Genomic DNA, 17,743 nt, shown 5'->3' on the forward strand with positions numbered 1-17,743 from the left:
CGCCGGACGCACGGCGCGTCCGCTTCCCTCTCCCCGCACGCGGGGAGGCGGGGGCGGTGCATGCGGGCGAAGCCCGCCAGGAGAAGACCCATGAAGCTGCCGCACGATATCGGGCCGGTGCATTTCGTCGGGATCGGCGGCATCGGCATGAGCGGCATCGCCGAGGTTCTGGCCAATCTCGGCTACACGGTGACCGGCTCCGACGTCGCCGAGAACGCGAACGTCAAACGTTTGCGCGGCAAGGGCATCCGCGTCGCGGTCGGCCATGCGGCGGAGAACGTCGACGGCGCCGACGTGATCGTCGTCTCCTCCGCGATCCGGCGCGACAACCCCGAGCTGGTGGCGGCGCGAGCGAAACGCCTGCCGGTGGTGCGGCGCGCGGAAATGCTCGCCGAGCTGATGCGGCTGAAGCGCTGCGTCGCGGTCGCCGGCACGCACGGCAAGACGACGACCACCTCGCTGGTCGCCTCGCTGCTCGACGCCGGCCATTTCGACCCGACGGTGATCAATGGCGGCATCATCAACGCCTACGGCACCAATGCCCGGCTCGGCGGCGGCGACTGGATGGTGGTGGAGGCCGACGAGTCGGACGGCACCTTCCTGAAGCTTCCGGCCGACGTCGCGATCGTCACCAATATCGACCCCGAGCATCTCGACCATTTCAAGACCTACGAGGCGGTGCAGGAGGCGTTTCAGACTTTTGCCGAGAACGTGCCGTTCTACGGCTTCGCGGTGATGTGCATCGACCATCCGGTGGTGCAGACCATGGTCGGCCGCATCGAGGACCGCCGGGTGATCACCTATGGCGAGAACCCGCAGGCGGACGTGCGTTTGGTGTGCCGCGATTTCGCCGACGGCCGCTCGCGCTTCGACATCGTCTTCCACGCCCGCCCCGGCAGCGCGCCACACGAGATTTCCGATCTCGTGATGCCGATGCCGGGCCGCCACAACGCGCTCAACGCCACCGCGGCGATCGCCGTCGCGCGCGAGCTGGGCGTCTCCGACGAGCTGATCCGCAAGGCGCTCGCCGGCTTCTCCGGCGTCGGCCGGCGCTTCACCCGCACCGGCACGTGGAACGGCGTGACCGTCATCGACGATTACGGCCACCACCCGGTCGAGATCGCCGCCGTGCTGAAGGCCGCCCGCGAGACCGCGAAGGGCAGGGTGATCGCGGTGATGCAGCCGCACCGCTACACCCGGCTCGAGTCGCTGTTCGAGCAGTTCTGCACCTGCTTCAACGACGCCGACACCGTGGTGGTGGCGCCGGTCTATCCGGCCGGCGAGGCGCCGATCCCCGGCATCGACCGCGACGCGCTGGTCGCCGGCATCCGCGCCCGCGGGCATCGCCACGCGGTGCCGCTCGACGGCCCGGCCGACCTCGCCGGGATCGTGCGAGGCATGGCGAAGCCGGGCGATTACGTCGTCTGCCTCGGGGCGGGCAGCATCAGCCAATGGGCGAACGCGCTGCCGGGCGAGCTGAACGCCGTGGAGCCGGCCGCCTGACGAAAAGACCTTTCCGCCGGAGGAGCGCCGAACCGTGAAGACCTGTCTCGCCGTCCGCCACGTCGCCTTCGAGGATCTCGGCCTGCTGGCGCCGCTCGTCGCCGAGCGCGGCTTTTCGGTGCGCTATCTCGAGGCCGGCGTCGAGCCGATCACCGACGAGGCGCTGGTGACGCCCGACCTCGTGGTGGTGCTCGGCGGGCCGATCGGCGTCTACGAGGAGGACGCCTATCCGTTCCTGGTGCCGGAGACCGCCGCCGTGAAGGCGCGGCTCGAGGCGGACAAGCCGACGCTCGGCGTCTGCCTCGGCGCGCAGCTGATGGCAAAGGCGCTCGGCGCCGAGGTGAAGCCGGGGCCGGCCAGGGAGATCGGCTATGCGCCGCTCACCGTCACGCCGGAGGGCGAGGCGGCCGGGCTCGGGCCGTTCGCCGAGACGCCGGTGCTGCATTGGCACGGCGACGCCTTCGCCTTGCCGGCCGGCGCGACGCGGCTCGCCTACACCGCCGTCTGCCCCAACCAGGCGTTCTCGATCGGCCCGAAGATTTTGGGGCTGCAGTTCCACATCGAGGTCGATCCGGCGCGGCTCGAGACCTGGCTGATCGGCCACACGATGGAGCTGTCCAAGGCCGGCATCGACCCGCGCACGCTGCGCGAACAAGCCCGCACCATCGGCCGGACGACCGCGGAGAAGGGGCGGGCGACGCTCGCGCGCTTCCTCGACGGAGTTTTTTCCGCGTGACGGGGCTCGTCTCGCTGCTCGGGGCGTCGGCCGCCGCGCTGACCGCCCGGAAAAACGGCCCGAGTCTCTACGACCTGTGCGACCCGCTGCTGCGCGGGGCGGGGCCGGGCGACGCGCATCTGCGCACCTTCTACAAAACGGCGGTCGCCAATCCGGCGCTGCGGCCGCTGCTCGGCCGCGCCGGGCTGCCGGTGCTCGCCGATCGCCAGACCTTTGCCGGGCTCGAGGCGGCGATCCGCTCCGCCCGCGACGACGCCGCGCCCGACTGGGCGGCGATCGGCCGCGAGGTGGCGCCGCTGATCGACGCGGTGCCGCAGCATCACCCGGTGCGCCCGCCGCTCGCCGGCACCCCGCCGATGCCGCCGCCGGCGGAGATCGAGTACGTTCTCCGCGGCTGTGCAAAACATCTCATCGACGCGCACCGGCGGCACGGCGGCTTCCTGCCGGGCTATGCCGCGTTCAACTTCGCCGGCGATCCCGATTTTCACGGCCGCGATCTCGTCACCGCGCTGACCGGGCTTCAGGCGCGCACCTACAAGAACGCGACGCTGCTGTTCAATCTCGCTCGCGCCTTCGTGCTGCCCAACCAACCGATCGCGCGCCTGTTGAACCCGCCCTGGTCCGGCTTTGCCGAGCCGATGTGGGAGCCGGTGCAGATCCGCCACCGCTGCGCCTATTACGATGCCTTCTTCGCCGAGGCCTTGATGGACTATCTCGGCTCCGGCCTCGCCCGGCCGGAGGAGACCGGCCCGGCGCGCCAGGCGATCTCCGGCATGATCGATTTTTGCCTGAAGACCAGCCGCGAGGAGGTGAAGCATCCGGACGACGGCACGCCGTTTTCGGTCGTCACCGCGCTGGTGCCGCCGCCCGACGTGCGGATGTCCGACTTCTTCTGGAAGCTCAAGCAGGACCTCGGCTTCGGCACCTATGTGCCCGACTGCGACACCACCGCCTGCTCGCTCTCGGCGGCGACCCAGTTCGGTGTCGAGGACCCGATGCTGGAGCAGCCCTTCGTCGACTTCTATGCCGGCTATCAGGTGCGGGACGGCTCGAACCGCCCGCCGCCGTCGGTCGACATCAACGCCCCCGAGCTGAACTTTTCCGGCGGCATCGTCACCTGGATCGAGAGCGCGAAGGGCGAGACGCCGTTCGGCAACGACCTCGATCCGACGCTGAATCTCGACGTGCTCGAGGCTGCGTTCCGCAACCATGCCCGCTGGGGCATCGTCGACACGCAGCGCCGCCGTGATTTCCTGCGCGATGTCCTAAGATTCCACCTGCGGCTGGTGACCTCGGGCGTCTTCACCGACCCTCGCGCGCACATCTACTACCTGCCCGAGCTTTACGCCGCCTATGTCGGCCGCTGCCTCGCCGCCTTCCGGGCGATGCCGGCGGAGGTGCGCCGCGCGGTCGACCCGGACGGCGCCTTCGAGACCATCCGGAAAATCGTGCTCGACTATGTGCAGGACGACCTCGCCGCGCACGAGATGAACCCGTTCGATGCGGCGCTGGCGCTCTTGGCGCTCGCCAAGCTCGGTGGCGAGCGCGCGGCCTATGCCGCGCCGCTCGACGTCTTGGTGAAGAGCTTTGGCGAGGGCGGCCGCAAGGCGCCCTACAAGGCCTACGAGTGGAACAAGATGAAGACGCCGACCCGCATCCTGGTCGGTGGGCCGGAGGTGACCTCGGCCTTCGTGCTGTCGGCGCTGGTGCACGCCCGCGCTGCGCTGACGGGGATGAACGTGTCCGGCCGGGCTGCGTGATCCGCGCCGGGGACCCCTCGGCGGCCGTGTGCGGAAGATCACAGTTCGGCGACAAGTCCCGGTTTATCCAGGACCGTCGTCTTATCGTCGTGTCGCGCTGCGTCGAGCAGGAGGCCCCGTCATGACACCGAGGAAGGTCGCCGCCCTCGCCGGTGGTGCGGTGGTTCTCGCCGGTCTGCTCGTGGCGATCCACGGGATTCCCGCGCGAAGTCTCGTCGAGACCGCCGTCCGGCAGCCGCTCGCCGACGAGGGGCTCACGCTCGAGATCGGCGGCGACGCCCGCCTCACGCTGTGGCCCGCCACGCTGGTGCTCGAGCGGGTGACGCTGCGCGACGAGGCGGCCGATGCCCCGCTGGTCGCGGTCGACCGCATCGAGGCCGACGTCTCGCTCGGCGCGCTGTGGCGCGGACGGGCCGACGTTTCCACCCTCACCCTCACCCGCCCGGTGGTGCGCACGCAGACGCTGTTTCGCCGTGCCGCCCGCGAGGCCACCGCCCGCTCGGACGGCGACGAGAAGGCGGGCGCGCCCGCCGGCATCGCGATCGACGCCGTTCGCGTCACCGATGGCACCATCGTGCTGCAGGATGCGGGCCGCACCGCCGAGCTGCCGGTCGATGCGCTGCGGGTCGCCACCGTGCCGGCGCCGGGTGGCCGCTCGACGCTCCATCTCGACGCCCGCTCCGGCGATTCGGCGCTGCGCCTCACCGCGCCGGCGGATGGCCCCGCCCGGCTCGGCCAGGGTGAGGCGGTGCCGATCGAGATGACGGTCGAGGCACCGAGATTGTTTCGCAGCCCCGCCACGCTGTCCGCCACGGTGCGGCGCACCGGGCCGGTGCTGCGCGCCGAGGGCGTCAGCGGCATGATCGATCAGGGCCGGCTGCGCGGCACGGTCTCGGTGAGCGTCGCCAGCGGAAAACCGTTCGTCGATGCAAAGCTCGAGTCCGAGCGACTCGACCTGTCGGGCCTGATCGCCGCCGTGCCGCCGGCCCAAAGGACCGACGCCGCCGGCACCGCCGCCGCGGCCGCCTGGAGCGAGCAAAAGCTCGATCTGTTCGGGCTCGGGCTGGTCGACGCCGATCTGAGCCTCGTCGCCCGCGAGGTGCAGGTCGATGCGCTGAAGATCGCGCCGGCGACCGTCGAGGCGACGCTGCTGTCCGAGGTGCTGACGGTGACGCTGGCGCGCGCCGGCCTCTATGGCGGGCAGGCGACCGGCACGCTGACGCTCGACCGTGCACACGGCGCGCCGGCGGTCGGCCTGAAGGCGCAGTTCGCCGATGTCGGCGCGCTGCCGTTCCTGCGCGACACCACCGGCTTCGAGACCCTCGAGGGGCGCGCCCGCGGCAGCCTCGACGTGAAGGGGGCAGGCGACAGCCCGCGCGGCGTGGTCGCCTCGCTCGCCGGGCACGCCGAGGTCGCGATCAGCGACGGGGCGGTGCGCGGCGTCGACCTGCCGGGCATGCTGCGCTCGCTGGTCGATACCATTCTGTCGGGCTGGCAGGGCGAGGCCGGCGACCGCACCCGCTTCACCACTTTCAGCGCGTCCTTCACCGTCGAGAACGGCATCGCCCGCACCACCGATGCGGCGCTCGCCGGGCCGTCGCTGGTGGCGAGCGCGGCCGGCAACATCGACCTCGTCGATCGCACGCTCGACCTGCGCGCCGACCCGCGGCTGGTGATCGTCGCCGCCGGCGACGACCGCCCCGAGCCGTGGGGCATCGGCGTGCCGGTGGTGGTGCAGGGGTCTTGGGCGGCGCCGCGCATCTATGCCGACACGCCGAACATTTTGTCCGACCCCGACGGCGCGCTGAAAGGCTTGCGCGAGGCGCTCGGCGGCAGCGCCGGCATTGCAAGGATGATCGAAGGGTTCGGCCGCGCGCTCGGCGCCTCCGGTGCGGCGGGGACGGGTGAGACGGCGTCCGGTGGGCCGGCGTCCGACGATCGCCATGGCGGCACGCCCGACGCGACGCGCCGGCCGGGCATTCTCGCCGACGAGATCATGCGCGCCCTGAAGCGGGCGCCCCACGAGGCGCCCGGTGCGGCGGCAGCGCCGCCGGTGCGCACCCGGACCATCCGCCCGATCGACGACGCCGCGGCCGAGCCCGCGGCAGAGCCCGCGCCGGTGCCGTCGCCCGCATCGCCGCCGCCGGCGCGGTCCGCCACGCGGGCGCTGCCGCAGGCGGCGGGCGGGGAGGCCGGCCCTGCGGCCTCGCGCGATGCTTCGGCCTCGGCCTCCGCTGCGGACGATCCTCCTCCTCCGCCGCGCGGCCGGCCGCGCAGCGGCGCATGGCGCGAGCCGCGTCCGCCGCCGGAGCCGACCATCCGCGAGATCGAGCAGGGCGCGCGCGAATTCTTTCGTGATCTGCTCGGGCGGTGACGGCTCGCGCGGAAGAAAGCGCGGCGATCACATGCTCTCCTTGATGCCGCGCCTGATCAGCCACCAGTTGACCGGATAGCTGGTGGCGAAGCCGGCCAGCATCGCGATCTGCATGGTGAACCAGAACTCCGGCGTGTTCGGCTCCACTCGCGTCCCGAACAGCGGCAGGAAGATCAGAAACTGCGCGATCGCCATGAAGCCGTACATGCCGACCTGCCAGGCGGTGAGCGACAGCACGTCGGCCTTGATCGCCTGCACGAGGCCCTGGCCGACCGACAGGTTCCGCATCGGCACGATGGTGAAGTACTGGAACATGATCCCGAGCGCGAAGGCGAACAGATAGTCGACGATCCACACCGCGAACATCTTGTCGGAGAACACCGTGTGCCAGCCGAACCAGACGGCGACCGCCGGCACCAGAAAGGCCAGCCACTCGGCGATGATGTCGCCGAGCGTGCAGCCGGCGCCGCAATGGGTCGCGCCCTTGCCGACTTTTACCGGGAACGGCGTCAGCGCCTTGTGGGGCGGCGTCTCGTCGTTCTTCATCGCCGGCATCGCCTTCTCGTGGGTCGCCAGCCGCCCGTATCGCAGATAGCCCCACAGCACGATCACCGTGCCGAACAGCGCGGAGAGCGGCCACACCACGTTCATGATCCCCATGTGCTGCGGGTGCCGCATCACGTCGATCGCGATGCCGATCGCGATCGCGAAGCCGGCGAGAAGCGAAACGATCGAGAGAACGTGCAGCCAGGTCGGTATCATGCGCGATGGTCGTCCGTCTTGCGGGTGAAAAGGTTCTCGAAGGGCGAACTCGAGCACCGGCGGCCTCGTTCCGGCGGCAAGCGGCGTCGGCCGTCGCTGCCTGCGCCGTTTCCGCCGATTTCGTACGCGAGCGCACGGACTCCCGGCTCAGCCGGCGGCACCGGCCTCGCGATGCGCGCGATCCGCACCGCCCCCTTGCTCTGTCCGCCGCCACACGTTACAAGAGCGCTCGCGCTGCCGGTTGACGCCTCCTTCATCTTTTCGGGCGAGGCTGGCGAGAGGGACAACGAGGATTTGGCATGACGCCGCGCTGCATTCATTGCGCGCCGTACGGGTGGGCCGCCGAGGCCCCGCCCGCGCCTGTCCTGCTGTCCGGGCTTCTTCTGCTCCTTACCAGCCCCTGAGGGCCGTCAGGGCGCGTCGCGCCTGGGCGCTCAGGGGATCGAACGGAACCCCGGACGCGCCCTCTGGCGCATGCATTTTCCCGAAGGAGCTCTTTCCATGAGCGTCGCAACCGAGTCCGAGAAGGACCGCGTCGTGATTTTCGATACCACCCTGCGCGACGGCGAGCAGTCGCCCGGCGCCACCATGACCCACGAGGAGAAGCTCGAGGTCGCCGAGGCGCTCGACGAGATGGGCGTCGACATCATCGAGGCCGGCTTCCCGATCGCCTCCGAAGGTGACTTCCACGCCGTCCACGAGATCGCCCAGCGCACCAAGAACGCCGTGGTGTGCGGCCTGTCGCGCGCCGCGCCGAAGGACATCGATCGCTGCGCCGAGGCGATCCGCCCGGCCAAGCGCGGCCGCATCCACACCTTCATCTCCACCTCGCCGGTGCACATGAAATACAAGCTCCAGATGGAGCCCGAGCAGGTCTACGAGATGGTCGTCCAGCAGGTGACGCGGGCGCGCAACCACACCGACGACGTCGAGTGGTCGTGCGAGGACGGCACCCGCACCGAGCACGACTTTCTGTGCCGCTGCGTCGAGGCGGCGATCAAGGCGGGCGCCACCACCATCAACATTCCGGACACCGTCGGCTACACCACGCCGGAGGAATATTTCGCACTGTTCCAGATGGTGCGCGAGCGGGTGCCGAATTCCGATCAGGCGCGCTTCTCGGTGCATTGTCACGACGACCTCGGCATGGCGGTCGCCAACTCGCTGGCCGGCGTGCGCGGCGGCGCGCGGCAGATCGAATGCACCATCAACGGCATCGGCGAGCGGGCCGGCAACGCCGCGCTCGAGGAGGTGGTGATGGCGCTGAAGGTACGGCACGACGCGATGCCGTACGTGACCGCCGTCGACGGCACCAAGCTGACGCGGGTGTCGAAGCTGGTCTCCGCCGTCACCTCGTTCCCGATCCAGTACAACAAGGCGATCGTCGGCCGGAACGCTTTTGCGCACGAGAGCGGCATCCATCAGGACGGCATGCTCAAGCACACCGAGACCTACGAGATCATGACGCCGGAAAGCGTCGGCGTGAAGCAGACCTCGTTGGTGATGGGCAAGCATTCCGGCCGCCACGCCTTCGTGCACAAGCTGCAGGAATTGGGCTACGAGCTCGGCCCCAATCAGGTCGAGGACGCGTTCGTGCGGTTCAAGGCGCTCGCCGACCGCAAGAAGCTGGTCTACGACGAGGACATCGAGGCGTTGGTCGACGAGGAGATCGCCACCGCGCAGGACCGCATCAAGCTGGTGTCGTTGTCGATCATCGCCGGCACGCACGGGCCGCAGCGCGCCACCATGAAGCTGGCGATCGAGGGCCGCACGGTGATCGAGGAGTGCGAGGGCAACGGGCCGGTCGATGCGACCTTCAACTGCATCAAGGCGCTGGTGCCGAACGAGGCGACCCTCGACCTCTATCAGGTGCACGCGGTGACCGAGGGCACCGACGCGCAGGCGGAAGTGTCCGTGCGCCTGTCGGAGAACGACAAGACGGTGACCGCCAAGGGCGCCGATCCCGACACGCTGGTGGCCTCGGCAAAAGCCTATCTCGGCGCGTTGAACAAGCTGATGATCAAGCGCCAGCGCACGAAACCGGAGGCGATGGTCGTCGGGCCGTGAGGCTCTCCCGGTCGTGACTTCCGCCTCGTCCCGAGGGCGCCGAAGGCGCGTCTCGAAGGACGGGGCGGCCCCATGGTTCGAGACGGCCGCTACGCGGCCTCCTCACCACGAGGCCGTGACAGCACCGAGTGCGTAGTGCGTAGGGTGCGCAAAGGCGCATCGCGCCGTGCGCACGCGAGGGGCTGTCGGCGGCCGACGTGATCAGAGATCCCGCCACATCACCAGCGCGTCGACGTAACCGTGCGTCGGGTGCGCGAATGCGCCCGGGAGGCGGCCGACAGTGGCAAAGCCCATCGCCTGCCACAGTTTGACCGCGCGGTCGTTGGTGGCGATCACGAAGTTGAACTGCATCGCGTGAAACCCGCGCGCTTTTGCGCGCTCGAGCGAGAACGTGCACATCTGCCGGGCGACGCCACGGCCGGTGGCGCCTCGCGCGACCATGTAGCCGCAGTTCGCCACATGGGCGCCGCCGCCGCTCTGGTTGGCCTTCAGATAGAACGTGCCGATTATTCTCTCGTCAGGGCTCTCCGCATCCCCGGCAGCGCCCTCGGACGCCTCGGCGTCCCCTCCGGCACCGGCCTCGGCCTCGGCCGTCCCGGCCGCCGGTCCGTCGTCGGTCGCGACAAACACCTCGTGGGCGGGCGAGAGCCAGTAGGCGAGGGCGTCTTGGCGGGAAAGATCGCGCGGCAGCGGATAGGTTTCGCCGGCGCGGATCACCGGCTCGAGGATGCGCCACAGGGCATCGGCGTCGCTCTGGCGGGCGGGGCGGATCATGGCGGCCGGCAAGAGAAAGCCGCGGCGAGCGCGGCGGTAAAACATCGGGAGCGAAGACGACAGAAACCGGCACGCCCGGGGGGGCGGGTGCCACCCGGAGCGGCCGGGCTCGACGGAGCGGGCCTATCTCACGAGGCGCGCGCGACCAGCGGCGGAGCGACCATGTTGGGGATCTCGATCTCGATCTCGAGGGTCGAAATCTGCTCCCCGCGGTCCATCTTCACCTGCACGCTGTCGGGCTCGACGAAGACGTGCCGCGAGATCGCCGCAAGGATGTCCTCCTGCAGCACGGAGATCAGGTTGGACGAACGCCCGAGCGGCGATCGCTCGTGGGCGAGCAGGATCTGCAGCCGTTCCCGCGCCACCGGCGCGGAATTGCGGCGCTTGAACAGGGTCCAGATCATGCGGCTCTCCTGCCGAACAGTTTCGTGAGCAGGCTCTTCTTCTCGGTCGGGACGACGATGTCGAGGTCCTCGCCCTCGAGCCGCCGGGCGGCCTCGAGATAGGCGCGGGCCGGGGTGCTGGACGGGTCGCTCAACACGACCGGCGTCCCCAGGTTCGATGCGCGCAAAACCTCCTGGCTCTCGGGGATGATGCCGAGCAGCGGCAGCGACAGGATCTCGACGATGTCGGCGATGCCGAGCATCTCGCCCTTGGAGGCGCGGGCGGGATCGAAGCGGGTCACCAGAATGTGCTTGCCGATCCGCTCGCCGCGCTCGGCGCGCTCGGTCTTGGCGTCGAGGAGGCCGATGATGCGGTCGGAGTCGCGCACCGAGGAGACTTCCGGATTGGTGACGATCACCGCCTGGTCGGCGTGGCGCATGGCGAGCTGGGCGCCGCGCTCGATGCCGGCCGGGCTGTCGCACAGCACCCAGTCGAAGCGGTTGCGCAGCTCGCCGATCACCTGGGCGACGCCCTCGTCGGTCAGCGCATCCTTGTCGCGGGTCTGCGAGGCGGGCAGCAGCCACAGCGTCTCGATGCGCTTGTCGCGGATCAGCGCCTGCTGCAGCTTGGCGACCCCCTGCACGACGTTGATCAGGTCGAACACCACGCGCCGCTCGGCGCCGAGCACGAGGTCGAGATTGCGCAGGCCGACGTCGAAATCGACCACTGCCACCGTCTGGCCGGTCTGAGCCAGGGCTGCGCCCAACGCGGCGGTGGTGGTGGTCTTGCCCACGCCGCCTTTTCCGGATGTCACCACGACCACGTTGGCCATCGTCTTCTTCCTCCTCCCTGCCTCAGTCGAAGGCAGCAATCAGCATGGTCTCTCCGTCGAGCCAGGCCTGCACGGGCTTGCTCCGGAGCTCCGGTTCGAGATCGTCGACGGTGCGATAGTAGCCCGCGATCGCCAACAGCTCGGCGTCGATGCGCCGGCAAAAGATGCGCGCCTTCATGTCGCCGTCGGCGCCGGCCATCGCGCGGCCGCGCAAGGTGCCGTAGACGTGGATCGAGCCGCCGGCCACCACCTCGGCGCCGGACGACACCGCGCCCAGGATGATCACGTCGCCGCCCGGATGGTAGATGGTCTGGCCGGAGCGCACCGGCAGGTCGATCATCAGCGAGGCGGCGGGCGGCGGCGCCTTGGCCTGCTCGGAATTCTCGTTGGAGGCGGCGCGGCCGCTGGTCAGCACCGGCGGCAGATCCGGCCCGGCCAGCCCGGGGGCGGCGCCTTCGAGCCCCATGATGCGGATGCCGCGGGTCTCCAGCGCTGCGATCAGGGCGACGATCTCGGCGGCCGGCAGGGTCAGGCCGGCGAGGTCGAGCACCGCCGGGCGGCCGACGAAGAACCCCGGCGAGCGCGCGATCGCGCCGTCGAGGTCGTCGAGCCAGTCGGCGACCGGCGGCTCGGGCGCCAGCGCGAACGCCATGTAGGACCGCCCGCGGAACCGGACGGGACGGGGTTTCGGTCTCATCTGAACGACGGTTCTCATGTCCGGCTTTCCCACGACGCGGAGCCCGGCGCGGGCACCCACGCACCGCGGCGTTCCGTCGTGGCCGGACCGCGCGTACCGTATCGGCGGCGAAAGACTCTGGCCGATTCGCCCCCGCTTGAAACTGAAAATACGACCGTGGCGACATCGAGTCGGTCGAATTCGACTCGAATGCCACGGTTCGGCGGTAGCGGGGTCATGATGGGGTGGTTTCGGTCAACCGGCCATGCGGACGTCGCCGCCGTGCGGGGCGGGCACCGCGACGCCGTCGGAGGCGTACTCGTTGAGCTTGTTGCGCAGCGTGCGGATCGAGATGCCGAGAATGTTCGCGGCGTGCGTGCGGTTGCCGAAGCAGTGCTTGAGCGTCTCGAGGATGAGGTCGCGCTCGACGTCGGCGACGGTGCGGCCGACCAGCGCTCTAGTCACCGCCTCGGCGGCGAGCGCCGCGTGCTCCACCGCCGCCGGCCGGGTCTGGTCGAGCCGCTCGCCGTCCGGGGTGAGGATGGCGTCCGGGCCGATCTCGTCGCCGGAGGCGAGCAGCACCGCGCGGTGAATCGTGTTCTCCAGCTCGCGCACATTGCCGACCCAGCGGTTGAGCGAGAGCTGGTGCTTGGCCTCGACCGACAGCGGCCGCACCGGCACGCCGTTCGCGTGGGCGTACTTCGTGGCGAAGTGCTGGGCGAGCTCGATCACGTCGCCCGGCCGCTCGCGCAGCGGCGGGATCTTCAGGTTCACCACGTTGAGGCGGAAGAGAAGGTCCTCGCGGAAGCTTCCCGACCGCACCGCATCGCCGAGGTTGCGGTTGGAGGTGGCGAGAATGCGGATGTCGACCGGCACCGGGCGGGTGCCGCCGACCCGGTCGATCACCCGCTCCTGGATCGCCCGGAGGAGCTTCGCCTGCAGGCGGACGTCCATCTCGGAGATCTCGTCGAGCAGCAGCGTGCCGCCGTTCGCCTCCTCGAATTTTCCGACGCGCCGCGCCACCGCGCCGGTGAAGGCGCCCTTCTCGTGGCCGAACAGCTCGCTTTCGAGCAGCTGCTCGGGGATCGCCGCGCAATTGACCGAGATGAACGGCCCGCGCGCCCGGTTCGAGCGGGCATGGACGTAGCGGGCCAAGACCTCCTTGCCGGTGCCGGACTCGCCGGTGATCAGCACCGAGGCGTCGGAGGGAGCGATCTGCTGGGCGAGCCGGACCACGTTGGCGGTCGCCTGGTCGCGATAGACCAGCTCGCGCGAATCGTCGGCGACCGCCGCCAGCACCGCCGCGATCATCTCGGGATCGGGCGGCAGCGGGATGTACTCCTTCGCCCCCGCATGGATGGCGGCGACCGCGGCGCGCGCGTCCGAGGCGACCCCGCAGGCGACGATCGGCACGTGGATGCGCTCGGCCTCGAGCTTGATCACGAGGTCGCGGATGTCGAGCGCGACGTCGACCATCAGAAGGTCGGAGCCGCGGCCGGACCGTAGCACCGCCATCGCCTGCTCGGTGCTCTCCGCGTGGGTGACGCTGGCGCCCTTGTCCATGGCGATCTTGGTCGCGACGGTGAGCTGGCCCTTCAGGGTGCCGACGATCAGGAGGCGCATGGGGTCACTCCTCTACTGGGAAATTGCCGCGCCGCCCGGCGGGGCGCGTGAGGCCGGCGGCAGCTCCACCTCTCCCCGCCTGCGGGGAGAGCGAGAGCCGACGCCGTTCGCGTTCCGGCGAACCGGGCGGTGCACTGGTTGCGGGTCGCGGTCATCAGCCGCGGTCCGCCTTGATGATCTCGGTCATGGTGATGCCGAGCTTGTCCTCGACCAGCACCACCTCGCCGCGGGCGACCAGGCGATTGTTGACGTAGATGTCGATCGCCTCGCCGACCCTGCGGTCGAGCTCCAGCACCGCGCCGGGGCCGAGCTTCAAGAGCTCGCCGACCTCCATGCGGGCGCGCCCGAGCACCGCCGACACCTGCACCGGCACGTCGAACACCGCCTCGAGATCGGCCGCCGCGTGGCTGGCCTCGGCCTCGGTGTCGGTCGCGCCGTCCTCGGCGGCGTGCTCGACCACGCCGTTCTCGGCGTCGAGATTGGGGAAGGGCACCTTGCCGTCTTCGTTCGCCATGACGGTTCCTTTCGTCACGCGGGCTCGCCGGTCCGCTCGGCGATCCAGCGGGCGACGGCGTCGGCGATCGCCGCCTCCACCGCTGCGTGATCGCGAACGATGCCGCCGTCGGCCCATTCGATGCGGCAGTCGCCGGGTGCGATCTCCGCCTCTCCCAGCACCACCAGCCGGCCGTCGAAGCCGCGGGCGCGGGCGATGTCGCCGAGCCGCTCGCGGGCGAGCTCGTAAAGTCCTTCGCCGACCCGCACGACCACGTGCGGGGTGCCGATCAGCTCGCGGAAGCAGCCTTCGACCAGCGCCGCGATCTCGGCGAAGGGCTGCGTCTCGATCAGCGCCGGGGCGAGCTTGCGTCCGACCGCGGTGGCGACCTCGACCGATTGCGTCTCGATCCGCTTCGACAGCGCCGGCAGCTCGTTCGCCAGCACCGCGAGCGAGCCGGCGATCCGCTCGAACGCCGCGGCGGTCTGCCGCTCGGCCTGGGTGCGCGCCTGCACCTCGGCGGCGGTCACGCCCTTCTGGTAGCCGCGCGCCTCCGCCGCCTTCAGCGCCGCCTCGTGCTCGGCGAGCGCCACGGTCCGTTCTTCCTCGGCCGCCGCGGCGGGTTTTGCCGGGGCAGCGAAGTCGAGGTCGAACAGGAACTTGGCCGGTGCGCTCATCGACACGTCCTCAGTACACCAGCTCTTCGTCGGCGCGGTTCTTGGTGATCATGATCTCGCCCTTGCCGGCCAGATCCTTGGCGAGGTTGACCAGGAGCGCCTGCGCCTCGTCGACCTCGCGCAGCCGCACCGGGCCGAGCGCCTCCATGTCGTCGTTGAGCATCTTCGCCGCGCGGCTCGACATGTTGGACTGGAAGAACGCCCGCACCGGCTCGGAGGCGCCCTTGAGGGCGATCGCCAGCTTGTCCTTGTCGATGTGGCGCATCAGCGTCTGCGCCGAGGCGTTGTCGAGCTTGATCAGGTCGTCGAAGGTGAACATCAGGCTCTTGATGCGCTCGGCGCTCTCGCGGTTGGTCTCCTCGAGGGCGGTCATGAAGCGCGTCTCGGTCTGGCGGTCGAAATTGTTGAACACCTCCGCCATCATCTCGTGGGCGTCGCGCCGGCGGGTCTGCGACAGCGACGACATGAACTCGGTGCGCAGCGTCGCCTCGACCCGCTCGATCACCTCCTTCTGCACCGACTCCATCCGCAGCATGCGGTTGACGACGTCCATGCCGACGTCCTCGGGGAGGATGCCGAGCACCTTGGCCGACTGCTCGGGGCGCAGCTTGGAGAGGATGACGGCGACCGTCTGCGGGTATTCGTTCTTGAGGTAGTTGGCGAGCATCTCCTCCTGCACGTTGGAGAGCTTCTCCCACATGTTGCGGCCGGCCGGCCCGCGGATCTCGTCCATGATGCCGCTGACGCGCTCGGGCGGCAGATACTGCTGGAGCAGCCGCTCGGTCGCGTCGTAGGTGCCCATCAGCGCGCCGGAGGCCGACAGGCGCGAGACGAACTCGAGCATCAGCTCCTCGACCGACTCCGCCTGCACCGTGCCGAGGCTCGACATCACCATCGACAAAGAGCGCAGCTCATCGTCGTCGAGCAGCTGCCAGATCTTCGAGCCGTACTGGTCGCCGAGCGCGAGCATCAGCACGGCGGCCCGCTCCGGGCCCCGCAGCTTGCGGGCGACGCCCTCGGCCGGCTGGCGGGCGGCCAGCGTCGCCACCACGTTCTCGATGTCGGACTTGGGCTTCGCGATCGGTGTGCTCATCGGTCCTCGGCCTGTCTCAGTTGGTCTCGTGCAGCCATTGGCGGATGATCGAGACGGTCTCCTGCGGGTTGCGGTCGGCCAGCTCGCCGACCTTCTGGATCGACTGGGCGTGGACGCTGCCCTGCACCTGCGCGAAGTCGATCATCTTGGAGGTGGCGGTCGACGCCAGCGCCTCCTCCTCGGTCACCGGCAGGCCGTGGGTCTCGCCGCTCGGCAGCGCCGCCACCAGCGGCGGCTCGGTGGCCCCGGTCAGCGCCGCGAGCTGCTCGGGAGTGACGATGCGGCGGATCAGCGGGCGCACCACCATCAGGAGCACCAGCAGGCCGAGCAGCAGCATCACGCCGAGCTCGACGAAGCGCATGATGTCGTCCTTGGTGAAGTCGAAATAAGCCATCCAGCCGGTCGGCTCGGGAATGGTGAGGTCGGGCATCTCGGCGAACCGCAGATTGACCACCTCGACCTGGTCGCCGCGCTTCTCGTCGAAGCCGATCGCCGAGCGCACCAGGGCGGCGATGCGGTCGAGCTCCTCCTTGGAGCGCTCCTGATAGACCAGCTCGCCCTTGTCGTTCTTGGTGTAGACGCCGTCGACCAGCACCGCGACCGAGATGCGGTTGACCCGGCCGCCCTCGATCACCTCGGTGCGGGTGGTGCGGGAGATCTCGTAATTGTTGATCTCCTCGTTCTTCTTGGTCTGGTCGCGCGGGCCGGCGGTCGGGTTGCCCTGGTTGGCGTTCGGCAGCTCGGTCGCGACCGAGACCTGGCCCTGCGGGTCGACCACCGTGGAGCTTTCCTCGCGGGTCTGGCTCGAGCGCAGCACGCGGCCGTCGGGGTCGTACTTGTCCTGGGTCTGGGTCACCCGGTTGAAGTCGAAATCGGCGGCGAGCTGGACGCGGGCGCGGCCCGGGCCGACCACCGAGCCGACGATCGACTCCACCTGCTGGCGCAGGTTGCGCTCGTAGGCGAGCTTGCGCTCGTCGCCGCTCGTGCCGTTGCCGCCATTGGCGTCGCCGGCGGCGCCGTCGGCGAGCAGCCGGCCGGTCTCGTCGACGATCGAGATGCGCTCGGGCTTGAGCCCGTTGACCGCCGAGGCGACCAGGTGGCGGATCGCCCGCACCTGCTGCGCCTCCAGCGTGCCGCGCACCTTCAGGACGATCGAGGCGGACGGCTCCGGCCGGTCGCGCGAGAACAGGGGGCGCTCCGGCAGCACCAGATGGACGCGCGCCGCCTGCACCCGGTCGATCTCCCGCACGGTGCGGGCGAGCTCGCCCTCGAGGGCGCGCAGATGGTTGATGTTCTGGACGAAGCTGGTGGTGCCGAGGGCATCCGACTTGTCGAAGATCTCGTAGCCGACGCCGCCGCCCTTGGGCAGGCCGCCCTCGGCGAGCTTCATGCGCAGCCGCCCCACCATGTCGCGCGGCACCATGATGATGGCGCCGTCGTTCTTCATCTCGTAGGGGATGCTCTGCCGCTCGAGGTCCTTGACGATGGCGGCGGAGTCCTCGAGCGTCAGGTCGGTGAACAGCGGGCTCATCTGCGGGGCCGTCACCCGCAGGATGATGAAGGCGAAAAAGCCGATCAGCCCCGCCGTCACCGCTCCCATGGCGGCGATTCGGGCGGGCCCGAGCGTCTTCACGAATGTGACGAGACCTTCCACCGGGTCGATCCTGGCCGTGGGGGGACTTCCAAGCCGTTATTTCGTCGAACGAAAACCGGGCCACTCGGCAAGTTTTGCCGGGTGCATGGTTTCCAATTGGTTAACGGTGGGGGGCGCCGGGCCGCCGCAGCGCAAATTTGACCGCGCCGTGGCGCCCGGGACGCGTCCCGAGCCGCGCCGGGACGCGTCCCGAGCCGCGCCGGAACGCGTCGGGAACCCTCCGCAAGCGACCGGACAATGCGGGCGGGCCACGCGCGGTTCTGGCGGGTTGCGCGGACGGTTAGCGAAACCTTGCGGCGCTCGTCGGCAGGACGGCCGGCACCGGAGGCGACGAC

Annotated in this window: 15 protein-coding genes; 5 read left to right on the top strand and 10 right to left on the bottom strand. The window is 70.0% G+C overall.

Going from position 1 to position 17,743, the window contains the following annotated elements; genetic code table 11:
• Positions 1-90 precede the first annotated feature (90 nt).
• The 4 genes from murC (at position 91) to A33M_RS02640 (ending at position 6,373) form a co-directional block, all read left to right on the top strand.
• Entirely contained in the window at positions 91-1,503 is a 1,413-nt protein-coding gene (gene murC, locus A33M_RS02625) for a UDP-N-acetylmuramate--L-alanine ligase (protein WP_008383141.1), read from the top strand.
• Between the two features lie 34 nt (positions 1,504-1,537).
• Entirely contained in the window at positions 1,538-2,239 is a 702-nt protein-coding gene (locus A33M_RS02630) for a glutamine amidotransferase (RefSeq protein WP_008383142.1), read from the top strand.
• Entirely contained in the window at positions 2,236-3,999 is a 1,764-nt protein-coding gene (locus A33M_RS02635) for a hypothetical protein (RefSeq protein ID WP_008383146.1), read from the top strand. The genes A33M_RS02630 and A33M_RS02635 overlap by 4 nt, the downstream gene beginning before the upstream one ends.
• 121 nt (positions 4,000-4,120) lie before the next feature.
• Positions 4,121-6,373, top strand: a complete 2,253-nt coding sequence (locus tag A33M_RS02640; protein WP_008383149.1) for an AsmA family protein — start codon at positions 4,121-4,123, stop codon at positions 6,371-6,373.
• 27 nt (positions 6,374-6,400) lie between these two features.
• Here the strand turns inward: A33M_RS02640 and A33M_RS02645 are convergent, their stop codons facing one another.
• Positions 6,401-7,135, bottom strand: a complete 735-nt coding sequence (locus tag A33M_RS02645; protein ID WP_008383152.1) for a DUF4396 domain-containing protein — start codon at positions 7,133-7,135, stop codon at positions 6,401-6,403.
• A 501-nt stretch (positions 7,136-7,636) separates the two neighbouring features.
• Here A33M_RS02645 and A33M_RS02650 point away from each other — a divergent pair.
• Positions 7,637-9,202, top strand: a complete 1,566-nt coding sequence (locus A33M_RS02650) for a 2-isopropylmalate synthase (RefSeq protein WP_008383154.1) — start codon at positions 7,637-7,639, stop codon at positions 9,200-9,202.
• Between the two features lie 201 nt (positions 9,203-9,403).
• On the opposite strand, the gene A33M_RS02655 is transcribed toward A33M_RS02650, so the two are convergent.
• The 9 genes from A33M_RS02655 to fliF form a co-directional block, all read right to left on the bottom strand.
• Positions 9,404-10,021 carry a GNAT family N-acetyltransferase gene (locus tag A33M_RS02655; RefSeq protein WP_008383156.1) on the bottom strand — a complete coding sequence of 206 codons (618 nt, stop codon included), beginning with the start codon at positions 10,019-10,021 and terminating at the stop codon, positions 9,404-9,406.
• An 83-nt stretch (positions 10,022-10,104) separates the two neighbouring features.
• Positions 10,105-10,380 (bottom strand): cell division topological specificity factor MinE, encoded by a 276-nt coding sequence (gene minE, locus A33M_RS02660; RefSeq protein WP_008383158.1) that lies wholly within the window; start codon positions 10,378-10,380, stop codon positions 10,105-10,107.
• Complete coding sequence (gene minD / locus A33M_RS02665; RefSeq protein ID WP_008383160.1) at positions 10,377-11,192, bottom strand: septum site-determining protein MinD; 816 nt, start codon at positions 11,190-11,192, stop codon at positions 10,377-10,379. Before minD ends, minE begins: the two co-directional genes overlap by 4 nt.
• Before the next feature lie 22 nt (positions 11,193-11,214).
• Entirely contained in the window at positions 11,215-11,844 is a 630-nt protein-coding gene (gene minC, locus A33M_RS02670) for a septum site-determining protein MinC (RefSeq protein WP_237718253.1), read from the bottom strand.
• A 279-nt stretch (positions 11,845-12,123) separates the two neighbouring features.
• Positions 12,124-13,491, bottom strand: a complete 1,368-nt coding sequence (gene flbD / locus A33M_RS02675; RefSeq protein WP_008383164.1) for a sigma-54-dependent transcriptional regulator FlbD — start codon at positions 13,489-13,491, stop codon at positions 12,124-12,126.
• Between the two features lie 154 nt (positions 13,492-13,645).
• The gene (gene fliN / locus A33M_RS02680; protein ID WP_008383166.1) at positions 13,646-14,005 is read right to left on the bottom strand and encodes a flagellar motor switch protein FliN; all 360 of its coding nucleotides are present in this window, start codon (positions 14,003-14,005) and stop codon (positions 13,646-13,648) included.
• 14 nt (positions 14,006-14,019) lie between these two features.
• Positions 14,020-14,661: a FliH/SctL family protein gene (locus A33M_RS02685; protein WP_008383168.1), complete on the bottom strand. Its 642-nt coding sequence runs from the start codon at positions 14,659-14,661 to the stop codon at positions 14,020-14,022.
• A gap of 10 nt (positions 14,662-14,671) precedes the next feature.
• Positions 14,672-15,754, bottom strand: coding sequence for a flagellar motor switch protein FliG (gene fliG / locus A33M_RS02690; RefSeq protein ID WP_008383171.1), 1,083 nt, complete (start codon positions 15,752-15,754; stop codon positions 14,672-14,674).
• A gap of 16 nt (positions 15,755-15,770) precedes the next feature.
• Positions 15,771-17,408 (bottom strand): flagellar basal-body MS-ring/collar protein FliF, encoded by a 1,638-nt coding sequence (gene fliF, locus A33M_RS02695; RefSeq protein ID WP_008383174.1) that lies wholly within the window; start codon positions 17,406-17,408, stop codon positions 15,771-15,773.
• Positions 17,409-17,743 lie beyond the last annotated feature (335 nt).

The sequence above is a fragment of the Rhodovulum sp. PH10 genome (assembly GCF_000293785.1).
Classification (GTDB): domain Bacteria; phylum Pseudomonadota; class Alphaproteobacteria; order Rhizobiales; family Xanthobacteraceae; genus Rhodoplanes.

Coding starts and splice junctions, on each gene's coding strand:
- A33M_RS02645 (WP_008383152.1), bottom strand. CDS start 7,135: ATGATACCGACCTGGCTGCACGTTCTCTCGATCGTTTCGCTTCTCGCC.
- flbD (WP_008383164.1), bottom strand. CDS start 13,491: ATGCGCCTCCTGATCGTCGGCACCCTGAAGGGCCAGCTCACCGTCGCG.
- A33M_RS02685 (WP_008383168.1), bottom strand. CDS start 14,661: ATGAGCGCACCGGCCAAGTTCCTGTTCGACCTCGACTTCGCTGCCCCG.
- minE (WP_008383158.1), bottom strand. CDS start 10,380: ATGATCTGGACCCTGTTCAAGCGCCGCAATTCCGCGCCGGTGGCGCGG.
- fliN (WP_008383166.1), bottom strand. CDS start 14,005: ATGGCGAACGAAGACGGCAAGGTGCCCTTCCCCAATCTCGACGCCGAG.
- murC (WP_008383141.1), top strand. CDS start 91: ATGAAGCTGCCGCACGATATCGGGCCGGTGCATTTCGTCGGGATCGGC.
- A33M_RS02655 (WP_008383156.1), bottom strand. CDS start 10,021: ATGTTTTACCGCCGCGCTCGCCGCGGCTTTCTCTTGCCGGCCGCCATG.
- fliG (WP_008383171.1), bottom strand. CDS start 15,754: ATGAGCACACCGATCGCGAAGCCCAAGTCCGACATCGAGAACGTGGTG.
- A33M_RS02640 (WP_008383149.1), top strand. CDS start 4,121: ATGACACCGAGGAAGGTCGCCGCCCTCGCCGGTGGTGCGGTGGTTCTC.
- minD (WP_008383160.1), bottom strand. CDS start 11,192: ATGGCCAACGTGGTCGTGGTGACATCCGGAAAAGGCGGCGTGGGCAAG.
- minC (WP_237718253.1), bottom strand. CDS start 11,844: ATGGCGTTCGCGCTGGCGCCCGAGCCGCCGGTCGCCGACTGGCTCGAC.
- A33M_RS02650 (WP_008383154.1), top strand. CDS start 7,637: ATGAGCGTCGCAACCGAGTCCGAGAAGGACCGCGTCGTGATTTTCGAT.